The 14,974-nt window shown below is 44.8% G+C and carries 11 protein-coding genes; 5 read left to right on the plus strand and 6 right to left on the minus strand.

The features are described 5' to 3' along the window. Window positions 1-131: 131 nt before the first annotated feature. Window positions 132-347 (minus strand): heavy-metal-associated domain-containing protein, encoded by a 216-nt coding sequence (locus tag EXT47_RS22870; protein ID WP_223193649.1) that lies wholly within the window; start codon window positions 345-347, stop codon window positions 132-134. Between the two features lie 183 nt (window positions 348-530). On the opposite strand from EXT47_RS22870, the gene EXT47_RS22875 reads away from it, so the two are divergent. Both EXT47_RS22875 and cueR read left to right on the plus strand, forming a co-directional pair. Further along, a complete protein-coding gene (locus EXT47_RS22875) occupies window positions 531-2,909 on the plus strand; it encodes a heavy metal translocating P-type ATPase (RefSeq protein ID WP_084204334.1) in 2,379 nt (792 codons plus the stop codon). A 5-nt stretch (window positions 2,910-2,914) separates the two neighbouring features. Further along, window positions 2,915-3,325 (plus strand): Cu(I)-responsive transcriptional regulator, encoded by a 411-nt coding sequence (gene cueR / locus EXT47_RS22880; protein WP_010369762.1) that lies wholly within the window; start codon window positions 2,915-2,917, stop codon window positions 3,323-3,325. Window positions 3,326-3,403: 78 nt separating this feature from the next. Here the strand turns inward: cueR and EXT47_RS22885 are convergent, their stop codons facing one another. The 3 genes from EXT47_RS22885 to EXT47_RS22895 are packed head-to-tail and all read right to left on the minus strand — an operon-like array spanning window position 3,404 to window position 6,876. Next, a complete protein-coding gene (locus tag EXT47_RS22885; protein WP_039496621.1) occupies window positions 3,404-4,699 on the minus strand; it encodes a pyridoxal phosphate-dependent aminotransferase in 1,296 nt (431 codons plus the stop codon). Between the two features lie 49 nt (window positions 4,700-4,748). Continuing rightward, window positions 4,749-5,957: a cysteine desulfurase family protein gene (locus EXT47_RS22890; RefSeq protein WP_039496623.1), complete on the minus strand. Its 1,209-nt coding sequence runs from the start codon at window positions 5,955-5,957 to the stop codon at window positions 4,749-4,751. A 58-nt stretch (window positions 5,958-6,015) separates the two neighbouring features. Next, window positions 6,016-6,876, minus strand: a complete 861-nt coding sequence (locus EXT47_RS22895) for a hypothetical protein (protein ID WP_039496629.1) — start codon at window positions 6,874-6,876, stop codon at window positions 6,016-6,018. A gap of 636 nt (window positions 6,877-7,512) precedes the next feature. Between EXT47_RS22895 and EXT47_RS22900 the strand changes: the two genes are divergently transcribed. From EXT47_RS22900 to EXT47_RS22910, 3 genes are read left to right on the plus strand one after another with little or no spacing between them, the layout of a single operon-like run. Next, on the plus strand, window positions 7,513-9,387 hold the full coding sequence (locus tag EXT47_RS22900) for an FAD-dependent oxidoreductase (RefSeq protein ID WP_039496630.1): 1,875 nt from the start codon (window positions 7,513-7,515) through the stop codon (window positions 9,385-9,387). Next, window positions 9,374-11,137, plus strand: coding sequence for an alpha-keto acid decarboxylase family protein (locus EXT47_RS22905; protein ID WP_130127674.1), 1,764 nt, complete (start codon window positions 9,374-9,376; stop codon window positions 11,135-11,137). Before EXT47_RS22900 ends, EXT47_RS22905 begins: the two co-directional genes overlap by 14 nt. Further along, entirely contained in the window at window positions 11,130-12,905 is a 1,776-nt protein-coding gene (locus EXT47_RS22910; protein WP_039496634.1) for an FAD-dependent oxidoreductase, read from the plus strand. The genes EXT47_RS22905 and EXT47_RS22910 overlap by 8 nt, the downstream gene beginning before the upstream one ends. A gap of 1,015 nt (window positions 12,906-13,920) precedes the next feature. Here EXT47_RS22910 and EXT47_RS22915 read toward each other — a convergent pair. Further along, the gene (locus EXT47_RS22915) at window positions 13,921-14,478 is read right to left on the minus strand and encodes a hypothetical protein (RefSeq protein WP_039496639.1); all 558 of its coding nucleotides are present in this window, start codon (window positions 14,476-14,478) and stop codon (window positions 13,921-13,923) included. A 52-nt stretch (window positions 14,479-14,530) separates the two neighbouring features. Then, window positions 14,531-14,974, minus strand: coding sequence for a DUF2000 domain-containing protein (locus EXT47_RS22920; RefSeq protein ID WP_039496641.1), 444 nt, complete (start codon window positions 14,972-14,974; stop codon window positions 14,531-14,533).

Consider the following 14,974-nt stretch of genomic DNA (forward strand, 5'->3'; position numbering starts at 1 on the left):
AGCATTTATTAACGTAAGCTGTATAAAACAAGTGAGAGTAGTAATGGAAAGGAAATGTGAGGATAAACCACCTTACTCATGCAAAGTGGTTTGGCTCGACTTGAAAGGATAACTTCAGGAGATTTAGTCAGCTAGGCAAAGCTTTCGTTGATGAGTTCTGCGCTATAGCCTGCGTCTGCAATAATAGTGATAATCTCGTCTTCTCCTTTTGTGCTTGAAATTTCAACGATTTTATCATCTAGGCGGACATTCACTTGCGCTTGGCTATCAGCCGTTTGCATTGCTTCTGTGATTGCTTTTACGCAGTGACCACAGACCATTTTTTCTACTCTTAGTCTTAACATCATTATTTCCTTTGTGGATTAAAGTGTTTGCACTGTGAAGCTTCCCTTGATGGTAAGGTCAACTACTATTTAACAATAAGAATTCCTTTTTCTTCTATTAGATGAATGAACAATTTTGTTTGACCTTACCATGAGGGTAAGGGTTAGTGTCCAACAATGAGAATGAACGCGTTTGCGGAGATAGAAATGGACAAGGTAATAAAATTTAATGTATCAGGCATGACATGCGCCTCATGCGTTGGCCGAGTTGAGAAAGCCTTAGAGAAAGTGTCTGGCGTTGTCAGTGCCAGTGTTAACTTAGCCTTGGAAGCGGTGTCTGTTGAGGGCAGCGCGGAAGTGTCGGCGTTGGTGAGTGCGGTTAAAGATGCAGGCTACAAGGTCAATACCAATGAAGTGCAATATCAAGTTAAAGGCATGACTTGCGCGTCTTGTGTGAGCCGAGTGGAAAAGGCGACGCAAGCATTACCACAGGTAATTAAAGCCGAGGTCAATTTAGCGACTGAAAAGCTAACCTTAACTTTAGTGGCAGAGTTACCGTTCGCTGAAATAGAAGCCAAGCTTAACAACGCTGGTTACACTGTGGTACAGCCACAAGCTGACTCGGACGAGTCAAGCGAACAAGTGGCAGCAACTCCCTTTTATCGCGCTGATTGGTTCCCGGCAGTGGCGTCACTGACGCTCACCTTACCTATGGTGTTCCCCATGTTTGCCATGTTGTTTAACCAAAACTGGATGCTCCCGGCGTGGATGCAATGGGCATTGGCCACGCCTGTTCAGTTTTATTTTGGTGCGCGTTTTTATCGTGCCGGATGGGGAGCAATAAAAGCGGGAACGGGGAATATGGATTTGCTGGTGGCCATCGGCACCAGTGCGGCGTATGGTCTGTCGCTGTATTTGTGGTGGACATTCAGCGGTGAGCATGGCGCTCCACATTTATACTTCGAAAGCAGCAGTGCTGTGTTGAGTTTGGTGCTGTTGGGCAAGTATCTTGAACATCGAGCCAAGCGACGTACAACCAGCGCCCTTAAAGCGCTTGAAAGCTTAAGGCCAACATCGGCTATGGTCTGGCGTGATAACAGTTGGCAAGAAGTCCCAGCTGCGGCAGTAAAAAGCGGCGAACGACTTTTGATCAAACCTGGTGAGCGTATACCGGTTGACGGCGTTGTGGTTGAAGGCCACTCACAGGTAGATGAAGCGCTTATCAGCGGTGAAAGCGTGCCTATTTATAAAGCACAAACAGATAAAGTTACTGGTGGTTCGGTGAATCTTGATGGCGTGCTTGAAGTGGATGCAACCAGTGTTGGCGCGGAATCAACGTTGGCAAAAATTATTCGTTTGGTAGAACAAGCACAAGGTGCGAAAGCACCAGTGCAAGCGTTGGTGGATAAAGTGAGTGCGGTATTTGTACCAGCGGTATTGGTGATTGCACTCATTACATTTTTTGCATGGGGGCTCAGTACAGGAGATTGGCCAACAGGTATTCTGAATGCGGTGGCTGTTCTTGTTATTGCTTGCCCCTGTGCGCTTGGTTTAGCAACACCTGCCGCGATTATGGCAGGTACTGGCACCGCCGCGCGCTATGGGATCTTAGTAAAAGATGCTGGTGCATTGGAGCAAGCAACTGCCATCGATATGGTGATTTTTGATAAAACGGGCACGCTTACGGTGGGCAAACCTGAGCTTAGCAATATGCACACTTTTACGTATCATCAAGACGATGTGTTACAGCTGGCGGCATCGTTACAGCAATACAGCGAACACCCGCTTGCCAAGGCGGTGGTAAACAAAGCACAAGAAAAGCAATTGTCATTACTCCCTGTAAGCGACTTTAAAGTGGTAGCGGGTAGAGGCGTTAAAGCACAATACCAAGATAAAACAGTCTATTTGGGGAGCGGTTTTTGGATGCAAGAGTTAGGCTTAACTTTACCTGCGCTACCAGAAGAAATACCCGGTGCTTCTTTATCTTGGTTAGTAAGCCAAAATAGTGAACTGAGCTGCGAGTTTTTGGCGCTATTCTACTTTACTGACGAGCTTAAAGCTCATGCCTATACCGCGGTCAAACAGCTTAAGCAGCAAGGGATCAAAGTTGCAATGTTGACTGGAGACAGCCAAAGTAGTGCACAGTACAATGCTAAATTGCTGGAACTGGACGATTATAAAGCGCAAGTACTGCCAGAGCACAAAGCTGAGTATATTGCTAATGCTCAACAGCAAGGTTACTGTGTGGCAATGGTCGGCGATGGGATCAATGACGCCCCAGCGCTGGCACAGGCTGATCTGGGTATCGCAATGGCTACCGGTACGGAAGTGGCGGTAAGCGCGTCGGCAATGACGCTGATGCGTGGCGAGCCAAGCTTAGTGGCATCTGCTTTAGTGATGGCAAAATTAACCTATCGCAAAATCAAGCAAAATCTATTTTGGGCATTTATCTTTAATGTCATTGGCATTCCATTGGCAGCACTGGGTTACCTTAACCCTATTTTTGCAGGTGCGGCGATGGCGGCCAGTAGTTTACTAGTCATTAGCAATGCGTTGTTATTACAACGTTGGCAACCAAAGGAGTAAACGTCATGGAAAAACTGATCACAATCGGCGAAGCCGCGCAGCGTACTGGGCTCTCGGCAAAGATGATCCGCCATTATGAAGCAAGCGGGCTACTAAAGTGCAGCAAACGAAGTGAAGCGGGTTACCGGCTGTACGACTCGCAACAATTACAATTGCTAGGTGTGATAAAGCAAGCACGAAAATTGGGATTTCCTATTGCGCAGATCCAATCTTTACTCGATTTATTACAAAACCCAGACCGTACTAGCCGTGAAGTCAAATCGATAGCGCAGCATCATTTGAATGAGATTGAGCATAAAATCAATGAACTTCAGCAAATGCGTGAGACCTTGAAACAGCTGTCGGACAACTGTAGTGGTGACGAAAATGCAAACTGTCCAATTTTAGATGGGCTTTGCCAAAATAGCCTAAAGTAGCCGAAGGTTAGAATAGCCAAACGTTAAAAAGCCAGTCTTCAATGATGAAGACTGGCTTTTTTGTTGTGCAGAATAGCGCTAAGCTTCGAGTAATAGTCTTGATTGGGTAAGTGCGAGCAGTGCACTTTGTAACCTTGGCAGCGCCGCTTCAATTTCACTCGGTGAAATAGTACAAACGGCAGCGCGATACCAAAGCTGTGACGCTTTAGAACGACAGCCGAAACTGGCGAATGGCACCAGTGCTAATCCTGCGCTATCAATTAAATACCGACTGACTTGATCTGCATTTTCGAGTACGTTTCCGTCGGGCGTTTCCATATTGATGGCGTCTATCTTCAAGGTCATATAAATACCGGCGTTTGGCATAAATGAATCGATTGCTATGCCTGCGCCTTTCATATCCTGAACACCCTGATGCAGTACCGCCATTGAGGCTAGTATTTTTTCTTTAAAGCCGGCTAAATAACTTTGTAGATAGGCTTCATTTTGAAATAACACCGCGGTGGCAAGTTGCTCTGCCGTCGGGGCCATTGCACCTATATGTTCTTGGATCACCTGCATTTTTGCTATCACTTGGTGTGGGCCTGTCGCCCACCCAACTCGAATGCCTGTTGCGGCAAAAGCTTTGGTGCCAGCATCAACCACAATTAAGTAAGGCTTGATATCTGGGCAAAGCGACGCTGGATGATAATGCTCAACCTCTTGCATTGTCAGCATCCAGTATACTTGGTCGTAGATAACGTAGAGCGGTTTGGCGTTTATCGCTCTGCGGCGCGCGTTTTCTGCGACAACCATGTTGCAGATTTCACTGAGCTGTTGCTTTGAAAACATGGAGCCGTTCGGGTTTTGCGGTGAGCATAAGGTGATAAGGCGCGCGTCAGATATATGCGCATTAAGCTGTTCCGCTGTAGGTAAAAACTGATTTGCTTCGCTGGTTTCAATTGGCACGTGCTTGCCACCACACATGGTGGTGTAAAACATGTTATTCCAAGAAGGCACAGGGTAGATCACCTTGTCATCTGCGCTTACCGTAGCGAGCATTGCAGAATACAGCAAAGGCCTTGCACCGCCAGAGATCAGCATCTCCGTATCTGGGTTGTAGCTGACGTTAAAGCGCTTTTTAGTTTGTTTTGCTACCTCATCGCGAAGTGATAATACCCCCTCAAGCGGGGGATAATCGTTATGCTTGTTCTCGTAAGCTTGCTGGATCTGTGCGGTAAGGTAGTCGGGCATCGGAAATTGTTGCGTGTCAAAATCTCCAATGATCAAATCACAAATTTCCTTCCCCTTTGCAAGCTGCTCCTGCACGTAAAATTCAAGGTGAATAATGTCCGAGTAATCAAGTGCATTGGCTAAATTCGATAAGTTTTCCATTGTTATATTTTTCTCCTTAAGTATTTGTTGCGGAATAATTTAGTTTTATTTAGACACGCAAAGTTAGCGCTGCGACTTCTCTAACCTTGTTGAGTGCGAAGTCAATTTCGGCTTCTGTAGTATGTCTGCCTAGGCTAAAGCGGATGGTTGCCTGTGCCAGTTCATCCGATAGCCCAAGTGCGGTTAATACGTGGCTTGGCGATAGATTGCTTGACGAACAAGCTGAGCCAGTACTGACTGAAATGCTTTTCTTTAATAAGCTCAGCATTTTTTTACCGTCGGTGTCTTGAAAAGAGACATTACAAACATGGGGGAGTCTTTCCTCGCTCATGCCATTGACTTGCACCTGTTGCAGTTCCAGTAAACCATCTTCTAGCTTGTCTCTTAGCTGCTCAACTTTGTCAATTGCGCCATTGCTCAGTTCTCGCTGGGCAAGTTCCACAGCCTTGGCAAAACCAACAATGCCAGGCACATTTAACGTGCCACCACGTAGCCCTTGCTCGCTTCCACCACCGGTGATCTGCGGTCTAATATCAACCACTCTATTGCCATGCTGATGTCTTAAATACAGGCCGCCAACCCCTTTAGGGCCATAAATTTTGTGTGCCGAGCAAGTTAAAATATCAATAGGGCAAGTGGTCAGATTGATATCGACCTTGCCTAGCGCTTGTGTGGCGTCAGACATAAATAGAATGTCATGTTGCTTAGCGATAAAGGCAATGTCGTCGATTGGATTAATGGTGCCAATTTCGTTATTTGCGTACATCACGGTGATTAAAATCGTTTCAGGTGTGATTGCAGCCTTCATCGCATCGATATCAAAGCTGCCATCTGGTAGCGGCTCAAGATAAGAAACGCGAGCGCCTTCATGTTCTAGATCTCTAAGTGTTGCAAGCGTTGCAGGGTGCTCAATCGAGGAGGTAATAATGTGCTTGCCTTTGTGATTACAAGCACGAAACACGCCGCGGATCCCCAAGTTGTTGCTTTCAGTCGCGCCAGAAGTAAAGATAAAATTTTCAGGTTGTGCGCCAAGGGCATCAGCAATTTTTTCACGCGCTTGTTCGACCGCTTTATGGGCGTTCCAACCATGTAAACCATACATGCTCGCAGCATTACCAAAGTCGTTACAAAAGTAAGGTAACATGGCTTGTAACACTGCTTCGTCGCACGGTGTTGTGGCGTTATGATCTAAATAGATAGGAAAGCGTAGCGACGCTTCCGTGGTGGACTTACTCTCTAGTGCTGTAATGAGTGACATAAAAAATCTCCGTATAAAATTGGGGCAACAGTCAAATTGAAGCGGATAAATGCGTGCGTTACGCTTCGCAAGCTTCGGCTAGGGTGCTGGTTTGGGTGTTAATGGAATAATCTTCCATATCAAAGTCAGACAAGAAGATATTGGAGATCTTAACGATATTGTCGCCAAGGCTTTCGTCTTGTAGGAAAAGTCCTAATGCTACTTCAGTACCGTTCACGACTTTGTGAAAGTCATCCATTTCAGAGAAGTCCATAATGTGGAATACCCCTGCCTGAGGGTTCATTTTCAGTGCTTTTTGGTATGTATCTTTATAGTGCTGCGCCATGATAAGCGGGCATTTTGCAGTCCATATATCCTTATCTTTTGATTCAGCTAAAACGATGTCTACTCCCTTACTGTTTTCGAATATAATTTTAGTTACACCGTTGCTCGTTGCGAGTGACAATTGTGGGAAACTTGCTAAATCTTGCGCGATGATTTTACGTAAAGATTGGATCCCACGGTTTTTACAATTGCGCTCACCCTGAAGTACTAAGCGGTCGCGTTTTACAATACTGTAATCACTTAATATGGCTTCTAGCTCGTCAGGTAATGGCGCAAGCCCTTGGCTGTCGGTGGTCATTGCTGGGGATGCAGAAATATCACAAGACTCACTACCGCACTGTAAGCCCAGATCGTCTATCAACACGCCAAGCACCACTTTAAGTTTTTTCTTGTGCTCTAGAATCGCGTTGTTAGCAACATTTAACACCTTTACCATTGAATCTATTGAGAATTCGGTAGCGGAATAACGCGGATCAAAATGCCCACCTTCTAGATAAAAGGCGGAGACAGTCGGGTAGTGTTCAGCGACATCCATACGGATCATCTCTAGGAGTTTTTGCTCTACTTTTCCAACCATTTTTTCTTTTAATTTCATTTCGTTAGTCTCTATCTGTAGTTGTGTTAAAGGTGTTTAATACCTTTGAGTAACGGCCTAATTAGTTTGTTTACCGACAAGCATGTGCCAAAGCGGTAACGCACGAAGTAATTAATTTCCATGCCCTACTAACAAAGTGAGGTTAATAAAAAGTCAACTTCACCTTAAGGATGAATCTGCCAAGTTAAATAACTGTAAAGATTGCCACGGTGGTAAGGTCAATGTTTGTTTGCGTAAAAATTGAGTTTTTTAGAAGTTTTTTTGTGAAACTTTCATTTCAATTGTTTTAATCGAGTCAGCGCTAATTGGTGAAAAAGAAAACCAAGATCATGCTAAGTGACTTGTTTAATTAATAAACATCTTTTAGGCGGAATAAGAAGTAAGTAGGACTATGCGGATTTCTTCACCGAGTTGAGTCATTGCCGTTTGCACGGCATTTGCGTTAATCAAAATAAATGCGATTAGCTAAGCTAAAACATTGGGTTACATATCTATGTTGATTTAGTGAAAAGTGGTTTTTGTAGTTGCTGTAATGTCTCTGTAATGTCTCTGTAATCTCTTGTAACTCGGTGTAATAGATAAAATCACGACCCTTAAATATGCTTTTAAAGTAATAGCTTAAAGGAGCATATTAAAATGAATAAAGAACTAGATATTGCCATTGTGGGTGGCGGTGTATCAGGTGTCTATAGTGCATGGCGTCTTCAACAAGAGCTTGGTGATACACATCGCATAGGCTTATTTGAGTATAGCGATCGTATCGGTGGTCGTTTGTACAGTCGCACGCTTCCGGGGTTGCCCAACGTTGTGGCTGAGCTTGGTGGAATGCGCTTTATTCCTGACGATCATGTGATGGTGAGTACGCTGGTGGATGAGCTAAAACTCCAAACCAAAGACTTCCCAATGGGCTCAAAGCTGCCGTTATACCCTTCAAATGCAGAAAGCTCTCCTGAAGCAGGCAGTGAAAACAACCTCTTTTACCTGCGCGGACAATATTTTAGATATCGTGATTTCGCAGAATGCCCAGACAAAATCCCATACAAGCTTGAAGAAACAGAGCGAGGCTATGGACCGGAAGATCTTCAAGTTAAGGTCATGAACCTCATCTGCCCGGGATTTGCCGATATGTCTCTTGCAGAGCAGATGAAAGTCAAAGTGTTTGGCAAGGAAATCTGGCGCTTTGGCTTTTGGAACTTGCTTGAGCATGTGTTGAGTAACGAAGCATACCTGTTTATGAAAGAAGCAGGGGGCTACGATGCTAATGTGGCGAATGCCAGCGCGGTTACTCAGCTGCCTGCCACTGAATATAGCGATGATACGGTATTTAAGACCCTAAAAGATGGTTTCCAGGCGTTACCGCTGAAGTTATGTGAAGAGTTTGCAGCGGCACCGGGCTGCCTTGACCGCTGTAAGCGCGTTAACATGTTGCATCGACTTGCAAAAATTGAGCTGCACCATTGTGGCGAGTATCGTTATGAACTCACTTTTCAACCAACACAAGTGAATAGCAGTGGGAAAGTGGTTGATAAAGAGGCTCCAGCGTACAGCGTTAAAGTGAAGCGGCTTATTTTGGCTATGCCAAGGCGCTCGCTTGAGCTGATTGAATCGCCGTTCTTTGACGACCCTTGGTTAAAAGAAAACATTCCGTCTGTACTTATCCAAAAAGCGATTAAGATGTTTATGGCTTACGAGCAACCTTGGTGGCGCAGTTTAGGCCTTGTTGCTGGGCGCTCTGTCACTGACTTACCAATCCGTCAAACTTATTACATGGGCACGGAATGCGATCAAAAAGAATGCCTTGAATACGAGACCAACGAAAAAGGCGAACAGGTGTGTAAAGTAGAGCATACCTATGGTGAGCCTAATACCAACTCGCTGCTAATGGCTTCTTACAATGATATTGGCACTATCCCTTACTGGAAAGGTTTAGAAAAGGGCGAGCATTACCAAGGCTATATGCCAGCCTATGGTGCACAAGGTTATACCGAAAATGAGATAGTACCTAAAAACCAGTATCAAATTACCACCGGGATGGTTGAAGCGGCACATCGCCAAATTCAAGCGTTACATAATCAAAAAGCACTCCCAATGCCATATTCTGCTATCTACCAAGAATGGGGGGATGACCCTTATGGCGGTGGCTGGCATGAGTGGAAAGCCAATTATCGTCTCGATGAGATCATGTGCAGAATGCGCCACCCGGTTGCGAGTGAAGAAATCTATATTGTTGGCGAAGCGTACTCCTATGAACAAGGCTGGGTTGAAGGAGCGTTAAATACGGCTGAATCAACATTGGCTGAGTTCTTTGCTTTACCAACGCCTAATTGGTTATCCAAAGACAAAGCCCAGTATGAACAGTGGCTTGAGTCACACTACAACTACTTACCAGTAGATTGCCGTAAAGGTGGCTGCTCGTGTCAACATTCTGAGCAACAGCCAAATGCCAGTTCGGACACGCTAGACGAAGTCACTGAGTTCGCTTATCGAGGTATTAATCATGAGTACCGCTAATTTTACGGTTGCTGACCATTTACTGTGGCGGTTAAAGCAGTTGGGCCTTGATAAGGTGTTTCAAGTGCCTGGTGACTATGTGCAAGAATTTATGACTGCTCTTGATAACTTTCCTGGTATTGATGCAATAGGTGATGTAACCGAGCTAGGGGCAGGCTACGCGGCGGATGGATATGCAAGATACCGAGGTATTGGCGCGGTGTCTGTGCAATACGGCGTTGGCACGTTCAGCGTATTAAACGCCATCGCCGGCGCTTATGTCGAGCGTAATCCTGTTGTCGTTATATCGGCAAGTCCGTCGGCTGAAAACCGTGTAGATATTGAAGAAACAGGCGTGTTATTTCATCACTCTACCGGCGACTATAGCGCAGATAAAAAGGTGTTTGAAAATGTCACTGTCGCCAGTGAAATTCTTTCGGATCCCGCTTCTGCTCCTGACATTATTGACAATGCGTTACGCCTTGCCATGAGTGAAAAGCGGCCTATTTATCTAGAAGCATGGCAAAACGTGTGGGGCGCAGCTTGTGATAAACCAGATGGCCATTTAGTGATCCCAAGACCTGCATCTAATCCTACGATGATGGCAAATTTACTCGATAAAGTAATCAACCGACTCAAAGAAGCTGAGAAGCCGTTGGTATTATTAGGCATAGAGATCACGCGACTTGGCATACAAAGGGAAGTTGAGAGCTTGCTCTGTACTCTCAATATTCCGTATACCACGACCACGCTAGCCAAATCAGTATTAAGTGAGGCGCAAGGGCTTGGGAAGGAGTTGTTTGTTGGCACCTATGCGGGTGAAGCATCATGGCCTGAAACGTTTGATTTTGTTAGTAAACGAGATTGCATTTTAGCGTTGGGCGCGATATTCACCGACGATTACCTGACCATGTTAAAAACGCAAGGTAACGAATTGATCCGCGTGAATATGGGCAAAGCAAGAATTGGTAACTGCGAGCGTTTTAGTGGTATCGATTTAGCACAGTTTATTGATGATTTAACGGTGTATATTGAGCATTACCCGATGCAGCATCGTGCGCTTTGCTCGTTGCCGGAAAACCCCTATTTGATAAGTCCCGTACAAGATTGCGATACCATCAGCTACGAAAACTTCTTTTGCACATACCAAAAGCAGCTAGCCCAATGCCAAAAGGTGCGTGACTTCAACCTTATTTTAGGTGAAAGCTCTTCGCTTTATATGGCGGCTCGTTTAACTGGTATTGATGAAAGTCGCTTTATTAGTGACGCTGCTTGGGGGTCGTTAGGTCATGAAACCGGTTGTTCACTCGGCACAGCCTTGGCTGACAATCGGCGTAGTGTAGTGGTTGCCGGCGACGGTGGGTTTATGATGATGTGTCAAACACTGTCTACCATTAGCCATAACAAACTCAATACTGCAGTGTTTGTAATGAGTAACCAAGTGTATGCAATTGAGCAGTCGTTCGTTGATATCTGTGCGTTTACTCCTGCGGGCGCATTTGCACCATTTGATGATCTGCATCGTTGGGACTATAAATCATTAGCGAATGCGTATTCTGTTGAATATTTGAATGTAGAGACCGTCGCGGATCTAAATGAGGTTTTTGCTGCGCTTCATGAAAACCCAAGTAAGCCATATCTCATTAAAGTCAATATTGATAAAAAAGATCTCGCACCGGCGATACAAGATCTCGCCGAAGCCATTACGGGTAACAAAGTGGACGACTGTCCATGTGGAAATAGCACAGCGCAAGGAAACAACAATGCCTAAACAATCCAATAAGCCAATTCCTGAATCTCAGTTAGAAGAAGCACAAAAGCGTATCGACCGCTATTGGCGCGCGACACAAGGATTTATACTCGCGTTAGAAAGCAAGCATGGCTTTTCTGCAAAGCAGTTGCTTACTTTATTGCCAACGGGGGGGACTTCGATGGAGCGCTTTAGAGAATATCAAGCTAAAGCGCTTATCTTTAACACACGGTTTCAGTTTTCGCCCTCGGTGATTGTGATGTGTAATAACACCGATGATGTAATGCGCGCCTATCAAGAGGCGATAGCGTTTAACTTACCCATTCGGGTGCGCTCTGGCGGCCATGATCACGAAGGGGAGTGTAGCGGCACAGATGTGGTGCTACTGGATTTAAGCGGTTTAAAAGACTTCTCCATTGAGAAAGAAGGCGATGACTATATCGCTCATATTGGTTCTGGATATCGCTTTTATCAATTAGTCCCAAAGCTTGCAGAATCTGGTTATAAAGATATTCCACCGTTAACCATTCCACATGGCACTTGCGCCACGGTTGGGTTAGCTGGGTATATTCAAGGCGGTGGTTGGGGCCCGTGGACGCGAGCAAAGGGGATGTGCTGTGAGTCACTCGTTGGTGCGACTGTTATTTTGCAAGATGGCTCGAGAGTTGAAGTCTCTGAAACTGAAAACGAAGATATCTTATGGGCGCTACGCGGAGGCGGGGCGTTAAGTTATGGAATCGTAACGGAGTTTAGAGTTAAAGCTTTTGAGCTACCCGATGAAATCCACCGCTTTGAAATTAACTGGAATAATGAGGCGGTTGGCTCTACAGACTTAGCAACTTGGCAGCTGCTCAGCCAGTGGGAAGATGCGATTAACGATACGGGAAAGGATACCGAGAACTTAGTTGGTACTAACCTAAAAATCAACGCCATACCAGATGTTAGCGAGTGTAAAAAATCATCTGGTTACGAAAAAGCGTTAGCGCACCCAAGCACTATGTACGGCTATTGGCAAGGCTCCGAAAAGGCGCTGGTTCAGTTTGCTAAGCAGTATTTTCCTGCTGCTAAAGTGCAGGTGACGGGCACGGACACCAAGCAGAATTATAGTGAAGCATTGATGTCTGACTGGTCACGAAACTCCTTGGCTAATCTCAAAAAACTGGGATTAAAAGGAACGTTAGCTGCAAGCCTTGATGGGGAACCATTTACACCAGATTTTGATGCCCCAGCGCCACACAAGATCACCTCAAAGCTAGTGCGTGAGTCTGGCCTTACTGAACAAGGCAAGTTGGCGCTATTGCGTTCACTCACATCGCCTTTACTGTTTGCACAAAATGCCCCACTTGGACTATTTAGTTACGTCACTTTAGGAGCCATTTCGGGTAAGTTTTATGCCAATGATACGTGTGATGATGCTAAGAAGCGTGTTGCCTTTCCTTATACTACTGCGCAGTACACCATTCAATACCAAACTTGGTGGAATACCGAGTTAAAATACGACGGCAGTTACGACAGCAAACGCCTTGGTCAAGCAAATCCAGTATACCGCTATGTAAACCGTGCACTTGATTGGATTGAAGTTAGCCGCGACACCACTATTGAAGGGGCATACGGCGCGTTTATCAGCTTTAAAGACGCATCCATCCCGACGAAGACCTACTTCCAAGAGAATTATGAAAAACTCATTGAAATCAAAGAGGAGCATTCGGGTTTCACAGTTAAATTAGACTGTGGTAAAAAGGTTTACGTTAACTTTAATCGCCTAAGAACCCGTAAGACAATTATTTAACAGTGTTAAATACGAAGAGCAAAAAGCCAGTATCGGCTTTTTGCTTGGTTTCACCTTGAGGTAGGAGATGTTTTACACAGCGACTTTGTTATTTTTATATTGAATTTTTGGCTGGTGAGATGAGGGGATTTCTTCATCAAAAATTCGTTGAAAAACATAAACCCTCGGCGGGTAAATCGCCTCCTACAAGCCTATTTACGCTACACAGTAGGAGCTGTTTTACACAGCGATCTTGTTGTTTTTATATTGAATTTTTGGCTGGTGAGATGAGGGGATTTCTTCATCAAAAATTCGTTGGAAAACATAAACTGCTCGGCGAGTGAATCGCCTCCTACACGCCTATTTACGCTACGTAGTAGGAGCTGTTTTACACAGCGATCTTGTTGTTTTTATATTGGATTTTTGGCTGGTGAGATGAGGGGATTTCTTCATTAAAAATTCGTTGGAAAACATAAACTGCTCGGCGAGTGAATCGCCTCCTACAAGTATGACTTCACTACCGAGTAGGAGCTGTTTTACACAGCGATCTTGTTGTTTTTATATTGGATTTTTGGCCGGTGAGATGAGGGAATTTCTTCATCAAAAATTCGTTGGAAAACATAAACTGCTCGGCGAATGAATCGCCTCCTACAAGCATGACTTCACTACAGGGAGGAGCTGTTTCACACAGCGATCTTGTTGTTTTTATATTGGATTTTTGGCCGGTGAGATAAGGGGATTTCTTCATCACAAATTCGTTGGAAAACATAAACTGCTCGGCGAATGAATCGCCTCCTACAAGCATGACTTTACTACAGGGTAGGAGCTGTTTCACACAGCAATTTTGTTGTTTTTATATTGGATTTTTCGCTGGTGAGGTGAAAGGGTTTCTTCAACGAGTATCTGTCGAAAAACATAAACCCTCGGCGGGTAAATCGCCTCCTACAAGCCTATTTACGCTACGCAGTAGGAGCTGTTTTACACAGCGATCTTGTCGCTTTTATCATGTGCTTTACGCTGCGGCCTTGAAAGCATTTTAAATATCTAACACCACCACTTCCATTTGGTCTTGCGCATCATAAGGCTGGATCTGCATTTTTATTTGGCTCTCAGAAAGCAACTCCAGCTGACCTTCTGCGGCTTTGTATTTGCTATGAACGACCTTTACCGCATGAAGACCAAACCCGATTTCTCGCTCTAAGCGTAAAACTAAACCATATGAGGTGGTGGCACCACCGTTGGTTCGGTAAAGCACATAGCTATCGTCATTGATGTTTAGTCGATTAAGTTCGGCAAAGGAGTTGTCAACGCCGCTTCGTTTGATCTCGGAATAATCACCAGCGGCAAAGATGAATACGATGAAACTCGGCACTGCTGCGGCCAAAGCGACTAAGAAGCCAGACACTTTGAGTAACTTGGTGTGTCGAAATAACGACCACAGCAACACAGAAGCGGGTAAGGTGATAGCCAGTATCATAACGAAAAGGTAATTATGCTGAGGAGCCGCAAATCTTAATTCCCAAGGCAAATTACTCATATTTAGGGTGACTAGTAACACAACAATGACCAGCGCAATACTTGAAAGCAGTTTCATCTATTAAACCTAAATTACAACCAAATCAGTAAGACCGAAAATAAACCTATTACTATTTAAACAAACTGAATTTCCCAGTAAATTCTTTAAGCTCTGTGCTATCGCCAAACATGCAAATGCCAAAGTACTCTAAGTCTTGTTCAGGTGTTTCTGCGGTGGCGCTTACTTGCTGTTCGGATGTGCCAACAATCATGGTATCTGTAAAATCGGTAAAGGGGATGTTCCGAGCCTCAAGCTCTGCTCGCACTTTTCTGATTTTATTACTATTATCCGCTTTAAGCACAATAAAAGGGTAGTGCGAAATCGATGGGTGAATGCCGCCATCTTTGTCTTGGTACGGTAAAAAACAGAGCTCATCGGTATTACCAATTTGGTCAATGAGCCCAGCGCTCATATGGCCAAGCGCATTAAAAAGCCGACCAAGTTCAACTTTTTTATTGAGCACAGCAACAAATCGCTTTGAGTTTTCGTCCGGTAAAACGGAAAAATCAGTCAT

It is taken from the genome of Pseudoalteromonas sp. CO342X, assembly GCF_004208915.1.
Lineage (GTDB): Bacteria > Pseudomonadota > Gammaproteobacteria > Enterobacterales > Alteromonadaceae > Pseudoalteromonas > Pseudoalteromonas maricaloris.

Excerpts from the sequence above, each read along its gene's own strand:
- EXT47_RS22910 (WP_039496634.1), top strand. The coding sequence starts at position 11,130 with ATGCCTAAACAATCCAATAAGCCAATTCCTGAATCTCAGTTAGAAGAA.
- EXT47_RS22875 (WP_084204334.1), top strand. The coding sequence starts at position 531 with ATGGACAAGGTAATAAAATTTAATGTATCAGGCATGACATGCGCCTCA.
- EXT47_RS22900 (WP_039496630.1), top strand. The coding sequence starts at position 7,513 with ATGAATAAAGAACTAGATATTGCCATTGTGGGTGGCGGTGTATCAGGT.
- EXT47_RS22905 (WP_130127674.1), top strand. The coding sequence starts at position 9,374 with ATGAGTACCGCTAATTTTACGGTTGCTGACCATTTACTGTGGCGGTTA.
- EXT47_RS22890 (WP_039496623.1), bottom strand. The coding sequence starts at position 5,957 with ATGTCACTCATTACAGCACTAGAGAGTAAGTCCACCACGGAAGCGTCG.
- EXT47_RS22920 (WP_039496641.1), bottom strand. The coding sequence starts at position 14,974 with ATGACTGATTTTTCCGTTTTACCGGACGAAAACTCAAAGCGATTTGTT.
- EXT47_RS22915 (WP_039496639.1), bottom strand. The coding sequence starts at position 14,478 with ATGAAACTGCTTTCAAGTATTGCGCTGGTCATTGTTGTGTTACTAGTC.
- EXT47_RS22885 (WP_039496621.1), bottom strand. The coding sequence starts at position 4,699 with ATGGAAAACTTATCGAATTTAGCCAATGCACTTGATTACTCGGACATT.
- EXT47_RS22895 (WP_039496629.1), bottom strand. The coding sequence starts at position 6,876 with ATGAAATTAAAAGAAAAAATGGTTGGAAAAGTAGAGCAAAAACTCCTA.
- EXT47_RS22870 (WP_223193649.1), bottom strand. The coding sequence starts at position 347 with ATGATGTTAAGACTAAGAGTAGAAAAAATGGTCTGTGGTCACTGCGTA.
- cueR (WP_010369762.1), top strand. The coding sequence starts at position 2,915 with ATGGAAAAACTGATCACAATCGGCGAAGCCGCGCAGCGTACTGGGCTC.